This is a genomic window from Marinobacter sp. B-21 (genome assembly GCF_056857895.1).
Genome location: NZ_JBSXNZ010000088.1, coordinates 251142 through 270955, shown reverse-complemented (window position 1 = coordinate 270955; position 19814 = coordinate 251142). Strand labels below are relative to the sequence as shown.

General features: G+C 56.9%; 19 protein-coding genes, 2 tRNA genes and 1 pseudogene. 13 read left to right on the top strand and 9 right to left on the bottom strand.

Translation table 11 applies throughout. The annotated features are described in order from the left end of the window. From AC13C0_RS19360 to sthA, 6 genes are all read left to right on the top strand, one after another. A complete protein-coding gene (locus tag AC13C0_RS19360) occupies positions 1 to 666 on the top strand; it encodes an NADH:ubiquinone reductase (Na(+)-transporting) subunit D (RefSeq protein WP_341582186.1) in 666 nt (221 codons plus the stop codon). After that, positions 666 to 1274, top strand: coding sequence for an NADH:ubiquinone reductase (Na(+)-transporting) subunit E (nqrE, locus tag AC13C0_RS19355; protein ID WP_117617547.1), 609 nt, complete (start codon positions 666 to 668; stop codon positions 1272 to 1274). Before AC13C0_RS19360 ends, nqrE begins: the two co-directional genes overlap by 1 nt. Before the next feature lie 37 nt (positions 1275 to 1311). Further along, positions 1312 to 2538 carry an NADH:ubiquinone reductase (Na(+)-transporting) subunit F gene (gene nqrF, locus AC13C0_RS19350; RefSeq protein WP_117617546.1) on the top strand — a complete coding sequence of 409 codons (1227 nt, stop codon included), beginning with the start codon at positions 1312 to 1314 and terminating at the stop codon, positions 2536 to 2538. A 9-nt stretch (positions 2539 to 2547) separates the two neighbouring features. Further along, on the top strand, positions 2548 to 3597 hold the full coding sequence (locus AC13C0_RS19345; RefSeq protein ID WP_117617545.1) for an FAD:protein FMN transferase: 1050 nt from the start codon (positions 2548 to 2550) through the stop codon (positions 3595 to 3597). Positions 3598 to 3610: 13 nt separating this feature from the next. Next, positions 3611 to 3859, top strand: a complete 249-nt coding sequence (nqrM, locus tag AC13C0_RS19340) for a (Na+)-NQR maturation NqrM (protein WP_117617544.1) — start codon at positions 3611 to 3613, stop codon at positions 3857 to 3859. A gap of 64 nt (positions 3860 to 3923) precedes the next feature. Then, positions 3924 to 5315: a Si-specific NAD(P)(+) transhydrogenase gene (gene sthA / locus AC13C0_RS19335; protein ID WP_117617543.1), complete on the top strand. Its 1392-nt coding sequence runs from the start codon at positions 3924 to 3926 to the stop codon at positions 5313 to 5315. 7 nt (positions 5316 to 5322) lie between these two features. Here the strand turns inward: sthA and AC13C0_RS19330 are convergent, their stop codons facing one another. From AC13C0_RS19330 to dusA, 5 genes are all read right to left on the bottom strand, one after another. Further along, entirely contained in the window at positions 5323 to 6147 is an 825-nt protein-coding gene (locus AC13C0_RS19330) for a glycerophosphodiester phosphodiesterase (protein ID WP_117617542.1), read from the bottom strand. Continuing rightward, positions 6144 to 7271 carry a 3-deoxy-7-phosphoheptulonate synthase gene (locus tag AC13C0_RS19325; RefSeq protein WP_117617541.1) on the bottom strand — a complete coding sequence of 376 codons (1128 nt, stop codon included), beginning with the start codon at positions 7269 to 7271 and terminating at the stop codon, positions 6144 to 6146. Before AC13C0_RS19325 ends, AC13C0_RS19330 begins: the two co-directional genes overlap by 4 nt. A gap of 11 nt (positions 7272 to 7282) precedes the next feature. Beyond that, positions 7283 to 7732 (bottom strand): tellurite resistance TerB family protein, encoded by a 450-nt coding sequence (locus tag AC13C0_RS19320; protein WP_117617540.1) that lies wholly within the window; start codon positions 7730 to 7732, stop codon positions 7283 to 7285. A gap of 42 nt (positions 7733 to 7774) precedes the next feature. After that, the gene (tal, locus tag AC13C0_RS19315) at positions 7775 to 8740 is read right to left on the bottom strand and encodes a transaldolase (protein WP_117617539.1); all 966 of its coding nucleotides are present in this window, start codon (positions 8738 to 8740) and stop codon (positions 7775 to 7777) included. Between the two features lie 127 nt (positions 8741 to 8867). Beyond that, a complete protein-coding gene (dusA, locus tag AC13C0_RS19310; RefSeq protein ID WP_227539443.1) occupies positions 8868 to 9926 on the bottom strand; it encodes a tRNA dihydrouridine(20/20a) synthase DusA in 1059 nt (352 codons plus the stop codon). An 830-nt stretch (positions 9927 to 10756) separates the two neighbouring features. On the opposite strand from dusA, the gene AC13C0_RS19305 reads away from it, so the two are divergent. The 3 genes and pseudogenes from AC13C0_RS19305 to AC13C0_RS19295 all read left to right on the top strand — a co-directional run bounded on the left by AC13C0_RS19305 (position 10757) and on the right by AC13C0_RS19295 (position 12654). Beyond that, positions 10757 to 11062: a type II toxin-antitoxin system RelE/ParE family toxin gene (locus AC13C0_RS19305; RefSeq protein ID WP_117620280.1), complete on the top strand. Its 306-nt coding sequence runs from the start codon at positions 10757 to 10759 to the stop codon at positions 11060 to 11062. 33 nt (positions 11063 to 11095) lie between these two features. Further along, a pseudogene (locus AC13C0_RS19300) lies at positions 11096 to 11377 on the top strand (addiction module antidote protein); the annotation flags it as partial. A 362-nt stretch (positions 11378 to 11739) separates the two neighbouring features. After that, positions 11740 to 12654 carry an AEC family transporter gene (locus tag AC13C0_RS19295; protein ID WP_117617536.1) on the top strand — a complete coding sequence of 305 codons (915 nt, stop codon included), beginning with the start codon at positions 11740 to 11742 and terminating at the stop codon, positions 12652 to 12654. Here AC13C0_RS19295 and AC13C0_RS19290 read toward each other — a convergent pair. Beyond that, complete coding sequence (locus AC13C0_RS19290) at positions 12631 to 13548, bottom strand: zinc ABC transporter substrate-binding protein (protein WP_117617535.1); 918 nt, start codon at positions 13546 to 13548, stop codon at positions 12631 to 12633. The genes AC13C0_RS19295 and AC13C0_RS19290 overlap by 24 nt on opposite strands. A 207-nt stretch (positions 13549 to 13755) precedes the next feature. On the opposite strand from AC13C0_RS19290, the gene gltX reads away from it, so the two are divergent. The 3 genes from gltX to AC13C0_RS19275 all read left to right on the top strand — a co-directional run bounded on the left by gltX (position 13756) and on the right by AC13C0_RS19275 (position 15511). Next, positions 13756 to 15237 (top strand): glutamate--tRNA ligase, encoded by a 1482-nt coding sequence (gltX, locus tag AC13C0_RS19285; RefSeq protein ID WP_117617534.1) that lies wholly within the window; start codon positions 13756 to 13758, stop codon positions 15235 to 15237. A gap of 115 nt (positions 15238 to 15352) precedes the next feature. Then, positions 15353 to 15428, top strand: a tRNA-Ala gene (locus tag AC13C0_RS19280). 7 nt (positions 15429 to 15435) lie between these two features. Further along, positions 15436 to 15511, top strand: a tRNA-Glu gene (locus AC13C0_RS19275). 145 nt (positions 15512 to 15656) lie between these two features. Here the strand turns inward: AC13C0_RS19275 and AC13C0_RS19270 are convergent. Beyond that, positions 15657 to 16508, bottom strand: a complete 852-nt coding sequence (locus AC13C0_RS19270; protein ID WP_117617533.1) for a 6-pyruvoyl trahydropterin synthase family protein — start codon at positions 16506 to 16508, stop codon at positions 15657 to 15659. On the opposite strand from AC13C0_RS19270, the gene AC13C0_RS19265 reads away from it, so the two are divergent. Then, on the top strand, positions 16500 to 17276 hold the full coding sequence (locus tag AC13C0_RS19265) for a nucleotidyltransferase family protein (RefSeq protein ID WP_117620279.1): 777 nt from the start codon (positions 16500 to 16502) through the stop codon (positions 17274 to 17276). The two genes, AC13C0_RS19270 and AC13C0_RS19265, sit on opposite strands and share 9 nt — an antisense overlap. On the opposite strand, the gene AC13C0_RS19260 is transcribed toward AC13C0_RS19265, so the two are convergent. Both AC13C0_RS19260 and AC13C0_RS19255 read right to left on the bottom strand, forming a co-directional pair. After that, positions 17236 to 18327: a response regulator gene (locus AC13C0_RS19260; RefSeq protein ID WP_117617532.1), complete on the bottom strand. Its 1092-nt coding sequence runs from the start codon at positions 18325 to 18327 to the stop codon at positions 17236 to 17238. The two genes, AC13C0_RS19265 and AC13C0_RS19260, sit on opposite strands and share 41 nt — an antisense overlap. A gap of 52 nt (positions 18328 to 18379) precedes the next feature. Further along, the gene (locus tag AC13C0_RS19255; protein ID WP_117617531.1) at positions 18380 to 19708 is read right to left on the bottom strand and encodes an MORN repeat-containing protein; all 1329 of its coding nucleotides are present in this window, start codon (positions 19706 to 19708) and stop codon (positions 18380 to 18382) included. Between the last annotated feature and the right edge of the window lie 106 nt (positions 19709 to 19814).

Genomic DNA, 19814 nt, shown 5'->3' with positions numbered 1-19814 from the left:
ATGGCAGCCGGATCGGTCAAGCAGGTTCTTTTCGAACCAATTTTAAACAATAACCCCATCGCCCTTCAGATTCTGGGTATCTGCTCGGCTCTGGCGGTAACCACCAGCATGAACGTGAGTATCGTCATGTCAGTGGCGGTTATTGCGGTTACTGCGTTCTCAAATCTTGCGGTATCGCTGATACGCACCCAGATCCCGGGCAGTATTCGGATCATTGTGCAGATGACCATCATTGCTTCCCTGGTAATCGTGGTTGATCAGATTCTCAAGGCCTACGCCTACGAGATCTCCAAGCAACTTTCGGTTTTCGTGGGTTTGATTATCACCAACTGTATCGTCATGGGTCGTGCGGAAGGCTATGCCATGAACAACCCGCCGTTAATGAGCTTTCTGGATGGTATCGGTAACGGTCTGGGATACGCCGTCATGCTGATGTTCGTGGCTTTCTTCCGCGAACTGATCGGTGCCGGCTCCCTGTTTGGTTTCACCCTGTTACCTACTGTGAACGAGGGCGGCTGGTATGTGCCCAATGGCCTTTTGCTTCTGCCCCCCAGTGCTTTCTTCATCATTGGCCTGGCTATTTGGGGGTTGCGCATCTGGAAGCCGGAGCAGGTTGAAGAGCCGGATTACAAGCTGTCCCGCCATACCGCCAAGGAGGCTTTTTGATGGAACATTATATCAACCTGATTGTAAAGGCTATTTTCGTTGAGAATATGGCGCTGGCGTTCTTCCTGGGGATGTGCACCTTTCTCGCCATATCCAAGAAGATTGAAGCTGCGACAGGCCTGGGTATTGCTGTCATAGTTGTGCTGACGGTTACTGTCCCGGTTAACAACCTTCTGTACAACAGCGTTCTTCGGGAAGGCGCTCTGGGCTGGGCCGGCCTGCCGAATGTTGATCTGAGTTTTCTCGGATACCTGAGTTACATTGGTGTAATCGCAGCGATTGTCCAGATCATGGAAATGGTCATGGACAAGTACATACCGGCACTTTACGCCGCCCTGGGTGTGTTTCTGCCACTGATTACAGTGAACTGCGCCATTCTCGGTGCCTCGCTGTTCATGGTGGAGCGTGACTATGCCTTCGGCGAGAGTGTGGTGTATGGCTTTGGTGTTGGCATCGGCTGGGCATTGGCAATTATCGCTCTGGCGGGTATCCGCGAGAAGCTCAAATACAGCGATGTTCCGGAAGGCCTGCGCGGGCTGGGTATCACCTTCATTACCGTTGGTCTAATGTCTCTGGGCTTTATGTCCTTTTCCGGCATTTCCCTGTAACTCATCCGGTGATACGGTTTAACAAAAAGGCGAGACCATGAATACAGAAATTATTCTCGGCGTGGTCATGTTCACCGTTATCGTTCTGGCCCTTGTCGCGGTGATTCTTGCGGCGAGGTCCAGGCTGGTAAGCACCGGTGATGTGACCATTGAGATCAACGATGATCCAGAGCACACGTTGAAGACCGAAGCTGGCGGAAAGCTGCTCGGTACCCTGGCGAACAACGGAATTTTCCTGTCTTCTGCCTGTGGCGGAGGCGGTACCTGTGCCCAGTGCAAGTGCAAGGTGTTTGAAGGCGGCGGTGCCATGCTGCCGACGGAAAAGACTCACTTCACCAACCGTGAAGAGAAAGAGGGTTGGCGCCTGTCCTGCCAGGTTCCCGTCAAGCACGATATGAAGGTGGAAGTGCCGGAAGAGTTCTTCGGCGTCAAGAAGTGGGAATGTGAGGTCGTCTCAAACCACAACGTGGCGACCTTCATCAAGGAACTGGTGCTGAAGCTGCCAGAAGGGGAAGAAGTAGACTTCCGTGCCGGCGGTTACGTGCAGTTGGAGTGCCCCCCGTATGAAATCGACTTCAAGGATTTCGAGATTGAGGAAGAGTTCCACGAAGACTGGGACAAGCACAACATCTGGCGTTACAAGGCGATTAACAAGGAAGACACCATCCGCGCGTATTCCATGGCGAACTACCCGGAAGAGAAGGGCGTTCTCAAGTTCAACATCCGTATCGCCACGCCGCCTCCGGGTACCGATCACCTGCCGGGCATCATGTCCAGCTACGTATTCAACCTGAAGCCGGGTGACAAGGTCACCGTGATGGGACCGTTTGGTGAGTTCTTCGCCAAGAAGACCGACGCCGAAATGGTATTCATCGGCGGTGGTGCGGGTATGGCGCCCATGCGCTCCCACATCTTCGATCAGCTCAAGCGTCTGAACTCCAAGCGCAAGATCAGCTTCTGGTACGGTGCGCGAAGCGTTCGCGAGATGTTCTATGTGGAAGACTTCGACGGGCTGGCCGAGGAAAATGATAACTTCGAGTGGCACGTTGCACTGTCAGATGCGCTGCCGGAAGACAACTGGGAAGGCCCGACCGGCTTCATCCATAACGTGTTGTACGAAAACTACCTGAAGGACCACCCGGCTCCGGAAGATTGTGAGTTCTATATGTGTGGGCCCCCAATTATGAACGCATCTGTTATCAAGATGCTCAAGGATCTGGGCGTTGAGGACGAAAACATCATGCTGGATGACTTCGGAGGTTAAGCGATCCTGATGACATTCCGCATGCTTCGACCCGCCAGGGTGGCCCTGGCCAGCGCTTTTGCAGCGCTGGCCATCGTCGCTCTGGCGGGTTGTTCGTTTGAGCCCGAAGAACAAATCTGGGAAATATCGGGCCCCGTTTTCGGCACCAGGTACCACATCAGTGTGGTATTGACGGACGATCAGGAAAGGCTTGAGACGCTGTCAGACGGTATCGAAAGGGTGCTCGAAGGGGTAGATGCCTCTATGTCCACCTGGCGTGAAGATTCGGAATTGTCCCGGTTTAATCAGCAACCGGACCAGTCGGACTGGACGCCGGTCTCCGAGGAGCTCTTTGAGGTGCTTCAAAAGGCCGATGAAATCTCGAAACTGACCGACGGAGCCTTTGATGTAACAATTGGCCCAGTGGTGAATCTCTGGGGGTTCGGGCCGCAGGCACAACCGGAAACGATACCCTCAACTGAGGAACTTGCAGAGGTTTTGTCTGCGACCGGTTTCGAAAAGCTTGAGCTGAGAGCCAGTCCGCCGTCAGTGCGGGCATCCACGCCACAATACGTGGATCTTTCTGCCATTGCCAAGGGCTATGGCGTGGATGCGGTGGCCCGCTTTCTCGACAGTCAGGGCGTGCAGGCCTACCTCGTGGAGATCGGAGGGGAAGTCCGGGTCAATGGGCGAAAACCGGACGGCAGCACCTGGCGTCTGGCGATAGAGCAACCGATATCTGAAGGGCGGCAGGTTAACCGGGTGGTGTCGCTGGAATCCCGCTCCATGGCGACATCCGGTGACTATCGGAACTATTACGAATCGGAAGGACGCCGATATTCCCATACAATAGATCCTGCGACCGGTGAGCCGATTACGCACAATCTGGCGTCGGTAACCGTGATTGCAGCGGACTGTATGACCGCAGACGCCCTGGCAACGGGGTTTAATGTGATGGGCTACGAGCGGGCCAATGAGCTCGCGGTAAGGGAAAATATCCCGGCCTATTTTATTGTAAGGACAGATGAGGGCTTCGAGACGCATCAGACGCCGGCCTTTTCGTCTTACGTGACTCAATGAGGGGGAGGGCAACATGGGTACCTTTCTTTTGGTTTTGTTTATTGTAGTGCTGCTGGTTGCAGCCATGTCCATTGGCGTGATTTTCGGGCGCAAGCCGATCAGCGGAACCTGTGGCGGCATTGGCGCCCTGGGTATCAGCCAGTCCTGTGATATCTGCGGTGGTAATACCCGGAAATGCGAGGAAGAAAACGAGCGACTGGCCAATGAAGGAAAAGAGCCCGAGGCCCTGGCATACGACGCCACCAGGACCAGCAAGCATTGATCTGATTCTGTTTTCAACAATTACAACCATTTTTTCACGACGTAGATAAGGAGTCACTGCGCGCATGGCAGAACATCATTACGACGTCGTCGTTATCGGCGCTGGTCCGGCCGGCGAAGGCGCGGCGATGAATGCGACGAAACACGGTAAACGTGTCGCGATCATCGAGGACAAGCCCACGGTTGGCGGCAACTGCACCCACTGGGGCACCATTCCGTCCAAGGCCCTGCGTCATTCCGTCAAGCAGATCATCACCTTTAACACCAACCAGATGTTTCGGGATATCGGTGAACCCCGCTGGTTCTCCTTCCCGAGGGTTTTGCAGAATGCCCAGAAGGTGATAGGCAAGCAGGTCAAGCTCCGGACCCAGTTCTATGCCCGGAACCGGGTGGATCTGATTAATGGTCGTGCATTTTTTATTGACCAGAACCGGGTCGAAATCCGCGGCAGCAAGTCGGTGGACACCCTGCACTTCAAGCAGGCCATCATAGCTACCGGCTCCCGGCCCTATCTGCCACCGGACGTGGATTTTCGTCATCACCGGGTCTACAACTCGGACACCATTCTGAACCTCTCCCATACGCCACGAACGCTGGTTATATACGGCGCTGGTGTTATCGGCTCGGAGTACGCCTCCATTTTCGCCGGGCTGGGTGTGAAAGTGGATCTGATCAACCCGGGCAGTCGGCTGTTGTCATTTCTCGATGACGAGATTTCCGATGCCCTGAGCTATCACCTTCGCAATAATGGCGTACTGGTGCGCCACAACGAGCAGTATGAGTCTGTCGTGGGTGACGACCATGGCATTGTGCTGTCGCTGCAGTCCGGTAAAAAGATCCGTGCAGACGCTTTCCTGTGGTGTAATGGCCGAAGTGGCAACACCGAGAAGTTAGGTCTTGAAAACATTGGCCTGGTGCCGAATGGCCGCGGTCAGTTGGCGGTTGATGAGCATTACCGCACCGAGGTTGAAAATATCTACGCCGCAGGGGATGTGATCGGCTGGCCAAGTCTGGCCAGTGCCGCCTACGATCAGGGTCGTTCGGCATCCTCGGACATCGTCCGGGATGAGTACTTCAGGTTTGTCTCGGACGTACCAACCGGCATTTACACCATTCCCGAGATCAGCTCCGTAGGCAAAACTGAGCGCGAGCTGACTGAAGCCAAGGTGCCCTATGAGGTTGGGCAGGCCTTCTTTAAGGATCTGGCCCGGGCCCAGATCACCGCTGAAGCGGTGGGCATGCTGAAGATTCTGTTTCACCGCGAGACGCGCCAGATTCTGGGTATTCACTGTTTCGGGGACCAGGCAGCCGAGATTGTCCACATCGGCCAGGCGATCATGAATCAGGACGGGGAGGCAAACTCCCTGAATTACTTCATCAACACCACCTTCAACTACCCGACCATGGCCGAGGCTTACCGGGTTGCTGCTCTTAATGGCCTGAACCGAATCTTCTGATTCGGCTTCAGTGCGAACCAGGGGTCAGATGAAGGCTTTCATCTGACCCCACGTTCATCTCGGGCTCCACATTTAGCGCTTCCCTCGCAGGCAAGCTCAACAATGCCTTGGCCCGGTTATCGAAAAATATCCGGGTGCTGGTGGGGTAGTCGGTAATAATGCTGTCCACCCCTATTTCTTCCAGTTGCAGCATGTCGTGAATGCGGTTCACTGTCCAGGTGGAGACGTGCATGCCACGGCGGTGTGCATGTTCAACAAGGTCCTTTGAGCACAGCTTCCAGTTAATGCAGAGGTACTCGCATCCCAGACGGCTGGCCATGCTCAGGGGGCGCGGGAACTTTCTTTCTGTTACCAGACCGATGCGGATGTTTTTGTTGCGCCGCCGGATTTCCTTCAGAAACCAGGTGTCCGACGACGTGATCGCGGCGGTCTGATACAGGCTCCGGCGCTGGATCACCTCCGTCAGCCGGTTACAGAGGATATTGAGCCTGGCGCGACTGTCCTTTTTGACCTCCAGTTGCAGGTGTTCCAGATCGTCAAACTTATCCAGAAGGTCTTCCAGTGTCGGTATACCGGTAGGCCTGGGCCATGAACTGGTATTGCGCCTTGCATCCATGGCCGCCAGTTCGGCAGCGGTGTATTGGCTGATGCTGCCTTTCTGGCCGGTGGTGCGTTCAACCGACAGGTCGTGCACCAGCACCGGCTTTCCGTCCTTCGACAGTACCAGATCCAGTTCGAAGTGCCGGATGCCGTGGCGGTAGGCGTGCACAAAGCCGGGCAGGGTGTTCTCCGGGGCCTCTCCTTTGGCGCCTCTGTGTCCGTACACAATCATTCGGGTGCTTCATCCTTCAGGCGTTGATAAATGGCCTGGCGTTTCTTCCAGGTGTCATGGCAGAGACGGATATCTTCGAGGTAAGCCGGCAATTCGTGCATCAGCAGGGCCTGGGGGCCATCCACAAGGGCTTTTTCCGGTTTCGGGTGGAAGTCCACCAGCACCATGTTGGCGCCCGCGATAACGCCCTGGGCTGTCGCGTGCATGACATCGAGAATGCCATCCGGCGATTGCTCACGGGTCCCGACCGAATGGGAAGGATCCACGCACACCGGCATGCGGGTCAGGCGTTTGACTGCAGGCACATGGGCAAAATCCACCATGTTGCGATGGGGCTGACCGGCCTCTGTTTTCATGCCCCTCAGGCAGAAGATGACGTTGGCGTTGCCTTCGCTGGCCAGGTACTCAGCGGCGTTCAGGGATTCATTCAGGGTGATGCCAAAACCACGCTTTAGCAGCACGGGGTAGGTGCTCTGCCGGCCAATGGCCTTCAGCAGCTCGAAGTTCTGGGTGTTCCGGGTGCCTACTTGCAGCATGACACCGGTGGGCCGGCCGAGTTTTTCCAGGCAGGTGTCGATTTCTTCAATATGGCTTTCGTGGGTGATCTCCATGGCGATCACCTTGATGCCATGTTTGCCGGCTTTCTCAAACACCCAGGGCAGGCAGCCCTTGCCATGCCCCTGGAACGAATAGGGGTTGGTGCGCGGCTTGTAGGCGCCCATCCGGGTGCAGACTTCGCCACTTTCCTCCAGAGCCTTCATCATCATGTCGACGTGCTCGGGTACATCTACAGCACACAAACCGGCGAAGATGTTCAGGTTGGTCTGATTGAATTCCACACCATTGTAGGTGAAACCGCTCTGTCGCCGGTCGTCCCGGTGACGGCCGAGAATGCGGTAATCCTCCGATATGCGAATGGCCCGCTCAACCGCCGGAAGTGCCTCGATTTCTTCCTTGTTCAGGGGTTTGGTGTCGCCCAGCAGATAGATTTCCGTCAGCCGCTGGGTGGCGCCCTGAACCTCGTGAACCCGCACGGTAACACCCGGAAGATTCTCAAGGTAATGCATTGTCTGGTGGTATTCTTCACTGTCCAGAGCTGTGTTGGGGTGAAGGATGGCTAACATGCTGTCTCCTTTTATGAACCGGCCCCTTCCGCGCGGTGCCGCGCCTGCATGTATTCCCGATGGTTAAGGTGCAGCAGGTCCGCCATGCGGCGAATAAGGTGTTCTTCGTATTTGTCGATGCGCCCGTCCGCAAAGGCCACGCGCCAGATGCTTTCCAGCAGTGCCTGTTTGCCTTCCTGATCCAGATGTTCGTTGATCTGACCGGTAAATTCATAAAGCGAGGTGGCATCGTCGGCGTGGCTGAGGGCGTCCTTCAGGATCTCCCCGGCTTCCGCCCGGGAGACCTGGTGTGCTTTAACCGCGCTATCGACAATGGCCTGCAGTTCCCGCTCATCTTCATGCTGATCAACCCGGGACAGTTGCACCATCAGCGCCGTGGCTGCCACGGCCAGCTGATGGTTATCAGGCTTTTCGTTTTCAGCTTCCGGTCCCGCAAACAGTTTTTTCAGGCGCTCGATCATGATCGGACAGTCGTACTCCTGTGTTCAGTGTCAGGCTCGGAGTCAGGCGGCTTTCGCGAGCTGCCGGACCCGGTTTTCAAGTTCAATCTGGTCCGCCGTAAAGCGGCGAATACCATCGGCCAGCTTTTCCGTGGCCATGGCATCTTCGTTGGATTCCCAGCGGAACAGCTTTTCATCGATAGTGCCAAAGCGATCCGGCGAGCTGGCCGAATCAGCCGTCAGTTGTTGCGGCAGACCGCCCTGGTCGTCTTTCAGCTCCTGTAAAAGGGTAGGGCTGATCGTCAGTCGGTCGCAGCCGGCGAGCATCTCGATTTCACCGGTGTTGCGAAAGCTGGCCCCCATTACCACGGTGTTGAAGCCGTTGGCCTTGTAGTAATTATAGATCCGGGTTACTGAAAGCACGCCTGGATCTTCGGCGGCCGGATAGCTGTCGCGGCCACTGTTGGCCAGGTGCCAATCCAGAATTCGCCCAACGAAGGGCGAGATCAGGAATGCCCCGGCCTGGGCGCAGGCGGCAGCCTGGATAAAGGAGAACAGGAGCGTAAGGTTGCAATGTATGCCTTCCTTCTCCAGTTGCTCGGCGGCTCGGATACCTTCCCAGGTAGACGCAACCTTGACCAGCACACGGCTGGCATCCACACCCTGTTTGTCGTAAAGCTCGACCAGGCGGCGGGCCCGTTCCAGAGTCCCCTTGGTGTCAAACGAAAGCCGTGCATCGACTTCGGTGGAAACCACGCCAGGAATCAGGTTCAGGATTTCCCGGCCGGCAAACACGGCCAGCATATCCGTCGCCATGGTCAGTTGCTCGGCATCTGATCCGCCGTGGCGGCGGGCTTCGGCTATTGCCTTGTCCAGCATCGGGCGATAGGCCTCGGAGGCGGCCGCCTTAAGCAGAAGCGACGGGTTTGTGGTGGCATCTTCCGGCCGCCATTTGGCGATTGCGTCGATGTCGCCGGTGTCTGCCACTACGGTGGTCATGGTTTTCAGTTGGTCGAGCTTGCTGGTCATTCGTCCTGTTGTCCCGGTTGATTTGTTATTGATGTGCCCGAATCCCGGGCGCTGGCTATATGCCTACAATAACGGGCCGCTCTGACAGGAACAAGACAACAAATGGTATGGGGTGTACTGAGAGCAATTAAGCTTCGGCAATCTCCGGACTGACCGGCTCCCTCACCTTTTCCAGGGCGGTCTCGATGACTTCCAGGCCAGCGCCGGGTTTGTGGGCATTCTCGCTGATGTAGCGCCGGAACCGCCGTCCGCCGGGCTGGCCGTGGAACAGGCCGAGAAGATGCCTGGACATGTGGGTGAGGAACACGCCCCGGTCCAGCTCGCTCTGAATGAACGGGAGCGTTGCCCGCAGCGCCTGGTGGCGCGTTTCTACGGGCGCGGCCTGTCCGAAGAACTCCGGGTCAACGCCGGCGAGCAGCCAGGGGTTATGATAGGCCTCCCGGCCGAGCATTACGCCGTCGGTGTGCCGGAGGTGTCCGTGGCACTCGTCGAAGGTCTTGATGCCGCCGTTAATGATCATTTCCAGGTGCGGGTATTTGGCCTTCAGGCGGTATACCCAGTCGTATTTGAGCGGCGGTATATCCCGGTTCTCCTTCGGACTGAGGCCCTCCAGAATGGCAATGCGGGCATGCACGATAAAGGTCCGGCAGCCGGCAGCGGCCACCTTTTCCACGAATTCACACAGATCGTCCCAGGATTCCCGGCCATCGATCCCGATTCGGTGTTTCACGGTAACCGGCAGATCCGTTGCCTCAATCATGGCGCGGACGCCTTCAGCCACCTTGTCCGGGTGCCCCATCAGGCAGGCGCCGATCATGTTGTTCTGCACCCGGTCGCTGGGGCAGCCAACATTCAGGTTTACCTCATCAAATCCATACTGTTCTGCAAGCCTCGCACAGTGCGCCAGCTCACCGGCATCACTGCCACCCAGCTGCAACGCCAGCGGGTATTCGGCTTCGTCATGGCGGAGGAAGCGTGCGGTATCGCCATGGATCAACGCCCCGGTGGTTACCATCTCGGTGTAGAGCAGGGTGTGCCGGCTAAGCTGCCGCGCCAGGTAGCGATAGTGGCTGGTGGTCCAGTCCATCATTGGTGCTACGCAAAACTTCCGAGACGGCCCATCGCCAGTGTTACCGCTGCTTACCGCTGAATTTCCTGCCTTTTCTGCGTCACTAATATAGACCATTTATTGCCCGTTATTGCCCGTTTTTCACCATTTTGGAAGGTAGTATATCGCGAAAGCCGCACCTTTGACCGTAAGGCTTTGGCGAAAGATTGGGCAAGCCGCCGTGAGCCGTGAGTTGGAGCTCCAGGAGCCCGGGGCCATCGATAAGGTTCGTCATCGCGGTGTCACTATTGGCGACTGGATGAGCGGATCTTTCCCTTCAACTCAAAGTCCATCAGTGCCCGGTTCACCGATTGGTGCAAGTTACTGGGCATCCCAGACCCGCACTTCAATGATCTCAGGCATGAGTGCATAAGCTGGTTGTTTTGAGCGAGGGTGGGATATTTCGAGTGTGGCAGGAGTGAGTGAGCATGCCACCTGGTCTTCTCTGCAGAGGTATACCCACCTGAGTCAGCATGAGCCACACGACAAATATGATGGGTGGAAGTGGCGCCCGGCTCCTGTCGATAGCCAGAGCGACCAACTGTAAAAACATTGTGAAATGTGAACTCTGACCCCCTTGCATCTTGAAAGACTCAATCGGCTTCTGTTTCTGGTGGTACTGAATGATCAGCGAAAGCTCCCGCAGGCTGATTGTCTCGATAGACTTCCCGCGCTTCTCAGGGAGCTCCAGCACCTCGCCCTGTTCTTCCAGGTCCATTTGCTTTAATTCCGGCGCCGGCTGACGCATGTCCATAGCTTGCAGGGTTCCAGGATTCTGCGGATTAGGGTCGCTTTCATCTTTGGCGGTCCTTTTCGAGCTGGAGCGGTGTATTGGTAATGCAGGCTTGCGTACTATCCCGGACTATTCCTGAATTGTTTTTCTGTATTCAGTTGGATACACTTTGATCATGAACGAACTGAACGAAACGGAAGAATTCGCCAGTTGGTTGTCCAAGCTGAGGGACCCGATTGGAAAGGCGAGCGTGATTCGCCGAATAAAAAGAGCGCGTAAGGGCAACTTTGGAGACCATGAGCCTGTTGGAGATGACGTCTCGGAGATGCGCCTTTTTAACGGTCCGGGGTACCGTCTCTATTACACGATGGTGAAGGACAAGGTTTATTGGCTGTTGGTCGGTGGAGACAAGTCCACGCAGGAAAAAGATATAGCAAGGGCCAAGGAAATGGCCGCTGATATTCACGGAAAAAAGCCGTGAGAGGTGGTGAAAATGACTGTTAATCAGGAAGCAATGGAAAAATACGGTGTTCGCCCATTCGATGCAGCTGAATACCTGGATGATGATGAGGTAATTGTTGCCTACCTGTCGGAGATCCTGGCAGATGGTGATATGGATGAACTTCTGGAAGCTCTGGGAGAAGTTGCCAGGGCGCGGGGTATGACCAAGCTCGCCGAAGATACAGGACTTGGCAGGGAGTCTCTCTACAAGGCTCTGACCCCTGGAGCGAAGCCGCGATTCGATACGATCAATCGCATTTTGAAAGGCCTCGGAGTAAACCTGCGAGCTGAGCCGGCTGAGCCACGAGTAACCAGAACTGCCACTGCTACTTATACTCATTATGGGCGTCGTGGATTGAAGGCCGGTGTGGCCAAGCGCGGCGCTAGAAACAAACTGAAACACGCTTAGCCCCCTGGCGAGCAGCGCGCGCCTGGCTCACAAGGTACCCGATGGCAACTTGAAGATGTGACTCGTTGGAGCCGGGCCTGTCGGCAGTTGTCATTTTGCCTGGAGCCAGATCAGCGCAGTTTTTTCCGGGGTGCCTGCGCTTTGCATGGCCGCGACAGGACGATGCGGCAGGCTTTTGCTATCCTCCATGGCTTGCTAATAACGGGCGGTTCTACGCCCGTCCTCTTCAGGTCTTGGAGTTTGCGCGTATGCCCCTGATGGTACAGGCTCTGCTGCCGGTATTTGTCCTGATCATGTTCGGGCATCTGTTCCGGCGTATTGATTTTCCGGGTGGCGATTTCTGGCCCCAGGCGGAGCGCTTTACCTATTACGTACTGTTCCCGGCGATGCTGGTTTTCAAGCTGGGGCAGGCACGCTTGCCAGCCTCGGCCTACGGCGAAATAGCGGTTCTGATCGGGTCCATGCTGTTAGCGATGACCCTGGTTCTGGCGATGGTGCAATGGTTCTGGCGCTGGAGTGGTCCGGTGTTTTCATCCGTTTACCAGGGTGCCATCCGGTTCAACTCCTACGTTGGCCTGGCTGCCGGGGGCATGTTGCTGGGCGATGAGGGGTTGTCGTTGACCGCAATAGCGGTTGCCGTCATGGTGCCGCTGCTCAACCTCCTATGCATCCTGATGTTTTCTCTGGTGGCGACGGACGGGCCGGTACGGCTTGGGCCGGTGTTCCGGGCCATTGGCACCAATCCGTTGATTGTTGGCTCGGTTACCGGTGTTGTCTGGAGCTTTTTCGAAATTGGTTTCCATCCCCTGATCGGCGGCATACTTGAGCCACTCAGTAATCTGGCTTTGCCCATGGGGTTGATGACGGTCGGCGCGGGTCTTCAATTGAAGGCGTTGCGCGGAGCGTCACTGCCTTTCATCGTCTCCTCCGTTCTGAAGCTGGTGGCTTTTCCCCTGATGACTGCCGGGCTGGCGCTGTTGCTGGGCCTCGACGGACTGATGGTGCAAGTTGCTGTTTTGCTGGCGGCCCTGCCGACTGCCACATCTGCTTATATCCTGGCTCGCCAGTTGGGAGGCGATGCCCCACTGATGGCGGCTATCATCAGTGGCCAGACCCTGCTGGCCATCGCTTCCATCCCTTTAATGCTGAGTATTCTCTGGTAGGCATTTGAGCACGGCATCGGCCATGCTGTGCTGAAAATCGTTATAGCCATCCGCAGTGACCATGATCTCCGTCGCCAGTGGATCCCAGGTACTGAATGTGACATCCAGATTTTGCGTGATCGATTTCCACCATTGCTGATTAAACTGGGGCTCGGTCAGCAGGCAAGGGTGGTGGCCTTTGCGCAGTTTGCCCTGAACCTCGGCAATATGACGTGCGCCCGGTGAGAGCTCCGGGTTCAGTGTCAGAACACCTTCCAGTTTCAGGTCGTAGTGATCAGCAAATCGGGTGAAGGCACTGTGGTAGGAGAACAGGCTGATGTCGTGCGCTGGCGCCAGCCGGGCACGAATGGCGCTCTCAGTTTCCCGAACACTGGCCTGGAACTGCTCGAAGTTCTGATCCATGGCCGGAATGTTGACGCCTTCCAGTCGGACCAGTGCGTCGCGAATGGTCTCAGCCATTTCGATGGCCAGCTCGGGATCAAGCCAGGTGTGCGGGTCTTCACCATTGCCATGATCGTGGCCGTGAGCATCATGATCGTTTTGCCCGGCGTTGTCGGGCTCGTGCTCGCCTGCCATCAGTGTCACGGTGCGGCTGCTGAACTCTTGTCCCGACAGAAGCCGGTACAGAAAGTTTTCCATCTCCGGTCCCACCCAGAAAATTACGTCGGCATTTTCCAGGGCGCGCCGCTGGGAAGGTTTCATGGTGTAGTTGTGGGGGCTTGAGCCCGCTGGAACCAGACTGGTTGTCTGCATGTCTTCCGTGGCAATGGCGCGGACGATCAGCTCGACAGGCTTGATGGAGGTAACAATACGGGTTTCGGCATGCAGAAGGTCGCTTACAAGGAGGGTGCTGGCACCGAGTGCCAGTGAAAGTGCTTTTCCGGGAGCGCGCATGGGTGTTTCGGATCCTGCGATTGAATATGTAACGTTATAATATAACAGATATTTGGTTTTTGTCGCAAAAGTGGTGATTGTCGCAAAATAAGGTGCCAATGCCGGGATTTATCTGGCCTCGGAAACGCCCCGATCATGCGAAACCTGTTGAGGGCCGGTATAATGCCGGATTTATCAAACGGCCACCGACTTTTTCAGGAAGGTTTCATGACAGTACGTACCCGAATTGCTCCGTCACCCACCGGTGATCCACACGTTGGTACCGCCTACGTGGCTCTGTTCAACCTGTGTTTCGCCCGCCAGCACGGTGGCCAGTTCATCCTCCGTATTGAAGATACCGACCAGGCCAGAAGCACGGCGGAGTCGGAGCAGGACATCCTCAAGGCCCTGCGCTGGCTGGGGCTCAACTGGGACGAAGGTCCCGATGTGGGTGGCCCCCACGGTCCTTACCGGCAGTCCGAGCGCAAGCATTCCTACCGCCAGTACGCCGAGGACCTGGTCACCGCCGGCCATGCCTTTTACTGCTTCCGTACCCCGGAAGAACTGGATGCCATCCGGGAAGAACGCAAGGCCCAGGGCCTGAACCCCGGAATCAAGGGTAACCTGGAGCTGTCGGAAGAAGAGGTAAAGCGCCGCCTGGATGCCGGCGAGCCACACGTGATTCGCATGAAAGTGCCCGACGAGGGTATCTGCGAGATCGACGACATGCTCCGCGGCACCATTGAAATCGACTGGGCCCAGGTAGATTGCCAGATCCTGCTCAAATCTGATGGCATGCCAACCTACCACCTGGCAAACGTGGTCGACGACCATCTGATGGAAATTACCCACGTTCTGCGGGGCGAGGAGTGGATCAACTCTGCGCCGAAGCACAAATTGTTGTACCAGTACTTTGGCTGGGACATGCCGGTGCTTTGCCACCTGCCGCTGCTGCGCAACCCGGACAAGAGCAAGCTCTCCAAGCGCAAGAACCCGACCAGTATCAATTTCTACGAGCGCATGGGTTTTCTGCCGGAAGCGGTTACCAACTACCTTGGGCGCATGGGCTGGTCCATGCCTGACGAGCGGGAAAAGTTCACGCTGGACGAAATGATCGAGAACTTCGACATCCAGCGTGTTTCCCTGGGTGGCCCGGTCTTCGATGTGGAAAAACTTCGCTGGCTCAACGGCCAATGGCTGCGGGATGAGCTGACCGAAGAGCAGTTCATGGAGCGCATGCGCCAGTGGTGGTTCAACGAAGACGCTCTGAGCGCCCTGGTGCCTCATATCAAGGGCAGGGCAGAGGTGTTCTCTGATGTGGCGCCCATGGCCCAGTTCATGTTCTCCGGCACGCTCAACCTCAAGCCGGAAGACTTCGCCCACAACAAGCTCGAAGAGGCCCAGATCAAGCGCGTCCTGCAGTTCAGCCTGTGGAAGCTTGAAGCCCAGCGCCACTGGAGCAAAGACACCATCTTTGCTGACATCAAGGCCCTGGCCAAAGCCATGGACCTGAAAATGGGCGACTTCATGTTCTCCATCTTCGTGGCCATTGCCGGCACACCCAACTCCTGGTCAGTGATGGACTCCATGGCCCTCCTTGGCCCGGACATGACCCGTTCACGACTGCGGCACGCGCTGGAGGTGATGGGCGGTTTTTCCAAGAAAGAAACCAGGAAAGTGGAAAAAGAATACGCCGCACTGGGTATTTGATAACCGCTTTGGTGAATTAATAGACGGCCTGAACAGGGATGTTCAGAAAACTGAAAAAAGTATGTGCAAAAGGTTGACGCCCATAGGGCGGATCCTTAATATACGCAGCCGTTGAGGGGCCATAGCTCAGCTGGGAGAGCGCAACACTGGCAGTGTTGAGGTCAGCGGTTCGATCCCGCTTGGCTCCACCAATTTCCAGTCCCCTTCGTCTAGTGGCCTAGGACTCCGCCCTTTCACGGCGGCAACAGGGGTTCGAACCCCCTAGGGGACGCCAATACGGCTTGACGGTTTAGTCCACCGGAAAGCCATCAAAAAAACCGCCTTCGGGCGGTTTTTTTGTGCCTGAATTCGGGGTCAGATGAAAACGGGGTCAGATGAAGTTTTCATCTGACCCCGTTTTCATCTGACCCCAAGTTCAATCAACGGTCAGCGATTGCCCCTTTGCCCACACCTTCGTAAGCCTTGACCCGAATGGTGTCAGTGGGAAACTCCACCTTGAGCTTGTCGGCAATATGCGCCGCAATCAGCTCAACCGTGGTATCGGTATCCAGCATGTAAACCCGCTCCTCGGGCAGTGTCAGCGCAAACTCCCCCTGATTGGCCTCATACTCGAAGGTCACGTACCGAATGCCGTCGTCACCCACATGGCGCCGTACCACGTCTTCTTCTGAGCCCACGTAAATATCGCGCCAAAGCTTCGCCCAGCGACGCTCCAGGTCATGATCCCGGTGCCCGTTGCGATCAATGCGAATCGGGGAGCGATGGCCATGAGCGATGCGTTGGCAGTTGCCGAGATGCTTCTTCAGGCCATGCACGTAGTGATAGTAAGCACCGTCGATTTCCTCTTCCCGAAGATGGATTTCTACAGAGGTTACGTTCGCCGGAAGCACCGCCTTGATCTCCTGTTCCAGCAGGGCAGCCACTGCAGAAGGTACGACCCGTTCCGCCGACAACCAGACGATGGCTTCGTCCGGCGAGCGGTGAATGATCTCGGCGCCATCGGTCAGCGCCCAGTTGAAGGTGTCCGGCTGCTCCTCGTTCCGGGACAAACCCTGGTAGCCACGCGGAATCACCAGCCGGTGGTCGACGCGCTCATCGATAACCCGTTTGATGGTGCGCTTCACGTTGCTAAAGTCGAACACCATTCCCTGTTCGTCCAGCTCCCCGCCAAGCACCACATCCGCAATCCAGCTTTCGCCTACCAGCCCCCTTGTCGGGTCCAGATACGCGAAATCAATAACGGTCAGGTTGTCTACAAACAGATGGTTCATCAAATTTCCGGGCGGGTATGGTTGATTGATGGACGAATTCTAGCAAAAATCCCCGGGTACAGCAGTCTGGCTGAGTGCCGGGGACCATTACTTATCGCTATCGGGCGCAACGTCATAAACTTCCGCAAACGGATCAACGATCAGGAATTTCCGGCACTGATACTGGCTGCCGGTGCTTCGAGCCGAATTGGGCGGCCCAAGGCGCTTCTGCCCCTTGGCGTCGGTGGAGGTGAGGGCAAGCAAATCCTGCTGGACGCTGCCATTGACCAGGGCCGGCTATTGAGCCGTGATGTCAGGGTAGTTTGTGGCGCCTGGTACCCTTTGATCCGTTTTCGTTGCCACAGGCAACCGTCGCTATGGCTGAAAGCGCCAGACTGGCATGAGGGGATGTCGGCGTCGCTGGCTGCCGGAATCCGCAGCCTGGGGCCCACGGCGAAAGGAGTCTTTGTGCTGCTGGCGGATCAGCCACTGCTGGATCTGAATGCCCTGAAGGCGTTTGGGAATGCCGCGCGTTATGTTCCTGAGCAACCAATCGCGGCGGATTACGGCAGCCGGCCCGGTGTTCCGGCCTATCTGCCTCGCTGGCTGTGGCCCCTGGTACTGGATCTGGAAGGGGACCGTGGAGCCGGACGGTTACTGGCGGATGTGAGGGCAACCCGGGTGGACATACCGGGGGTCCGCGACGATGTGGACACCCTGGCCGACTGGCAAAGAATCAGAGCCTTGCTCAGCCAAACAGGCCCGACAACCATGCGATTCCGACGCTGAAGATGCCAAGACTGACGGCCAGGCCAACGGTATAGACCCGGGACGACGCTGACCGCTGTTGGGCAACGAACAGATCGATGGTGCGCTGGGCGATGTCTTCCGCGGTTTCCCGGGAAATCTCGTGGGCCTGCTGAATCGCCTCGGATTGCAGGGTTTGCCAGAACTCCGTATCAATGGTCTGGACGCTGGTGATGTGATCCTTCAGTTCGGCCATGTGTTCGCTGGTAAACCCGGAATTCTTTTTCAGCTCTTTTTTCAGCACCGCAAGCTCGCTGCCCAGATTGAGATTAACTTCGGCGGCAACGTCATCCCGCAGATTTTTCGTGCGCTCTTCGACCATGTCGGAAACGGTATTGAGGCGTTCCTCAATGACCGCCTCCTGTTTGCTGCGGGATTCGTCCAGAGCGCGCTTGAGGTGGTCAAACTGCTCATCAAAGAGGGAGCTGAGCAGCTCGTGCAGCCGGTTGTTGATATGGGTTTTAACAGCGGAGCGGGCAATTTGCTCAATGAGGTCGCTGGTCAGCGGGACAACGTTGGCCTGGGTGCTGCTCCGGCTCGCGGAACCTCCGGTTTTGGGTGAGAGTTCGACCGAGGCATCTGCAGGCACATTCAGCAGGTCGTCTTCCCGGGCCAGGGCGGCCTCTTCGGTGGGTGGCTCAGGCAGCGTCCCCTTGGTGACATCGCTGGCCAGTTGATCCAGAACCTGGCTGAGGCCATCGGTCTGGGGCGGTTTGGTCAGGATGTTGTAAACGCCGAAGTTCTTTGCCTCTTCCATGAAGGAGGAGGATTTCTTGGACGTGCACATGATGATCGGAATGCCCGCTGTCTGGGGGTTGCACTTGATGGCCTTGGTGGCTTCGACGCCGTTCATGCCTGGCATCAGGTGATCCATGAAGATCACATCCGGCCGGTCATGACTGCTCAGGAAATCCAGGGCCTCTTCGGCCGAACCCGCCATGTTGACTTCCATATCACGATCCTCCAGCAGTTTGCTCAGGGCAAATCGGGCCACCTTGGAGTCGTCCACCAGCAGAGCGTTCTTGATCGCCATGTCACTACCTCAATCGTTTACTGCAAACGCGTTTGTTATCGGGCCGGCGTGATTACCAGCCTTCCAGTTTCGGGCATTCGGTAGCCCGGTAGCTCTTGTCCCGATAACAGACACCGGGTTCCGTTGTGCGGGCTGTGAAGATTTCCCCCGCCGCCGTGGTCAGGCGAACCTGTCCATAGGGCTCGCCATGACGGAAAGTGGCTTCAATGGAGCTGCCATTCGGGTTCCTTAACAGCCCGTTGCCATGGAACTTCCCTTCGATGTACTGGCCCTCGTACTTCTTGCCATTGGCGAAGACCTCGGAGCCGGTACCGTGGAAGGCTCCGTTGGAAAATTCACCCTCATAGTGGCGTCCGTCCGGGTAAGTCAGTGTGCCGGTGCCGTGGAATTCATCGTTACGGAACCCGCCGACGTAGAGCATGCCGTCAGCGGTGGTCAGTGAGCCGTGGCCATTGAGTTGGCCCTGCTGCCAGTGGCCGGTGAGGATATCCCCGTTCGCCAGGGTCAGTGTGCCTTTGCCGTTGAACTGGTCCGCCCGGAATTCCCCTGAGTAGCGGGCACCGTCGGCACTGCGCCACACGCCTTCACCTTCACGCTTGCCGCCGGACCATTCGCCTTCATACCGGCTGCCGTCGGGATACCAGGCGGTGCCCTGACCATCAAACCCGCCATTCACGAAATGCCCTTCATAGCGCAGGCCATCGGAGTCTTCGTAGGTGCCGTCGCCGGTGCGCACGCCACCGATCCAGGTCCCGTTGCGGAAATTTACCGTCGTGTAGGCTTCCAGTTTGCCGACCAGCGTCATCTCGTTGCCGGCCTCCAGGGCAACGTACTGGCTCCAGGGTTTAAAGCCGGTCTTGCTGATGGTGACATCGTACCGGCCCGGTTCCAGTTCCAGATCCAGGCGGGTTGCGCCGTAATCCTTACCGTTGATGGTGACCTGGTCGCCCACAACGTTCGAGCGAAGCACCAGTGTCCCGGTGGTTGGTGGTTGCTTCCCGGGTTTGTTGCGAGCCGGCTTTTGCGCCGACGGAGCGGCGTCCGTGCGAGTTGCCATTGCCAGGGGCGGTTCGGCGACCGCCAGAACCGTGGGCTCTTCAGGCATGGGCGGTACGGTGAACGGGGTGGTATCGACAACGGGCTGACGGGCTTTGGTACGGGCCTGCACTGTATTTGCGGGATTTGCAGGTGCCGGTTCAACCGGCGCGGGTGCTGGCGGCTTGCCGGTTGCAACAGCTTCAGCGGCAACGGCCTGGTCCATGATGGGGGGATCGAAGATTTCTGTCATCCGCAGCTCGTCCCGGACCGATGCGAACCCGGCGGTGACCAGCAACATCAGCGCCAGGGCGTTGATGAACAGAAGTGGTCTGAAATCGACCATGGCGGAACCTCTTAATCCTGCATTCTCGGAATTCTGTCTACCGCTTCATCTTAACCAGTGAGCGCAACGTTATGTAACAGAAAGTGTCTGGAGTTAACGAGAATGC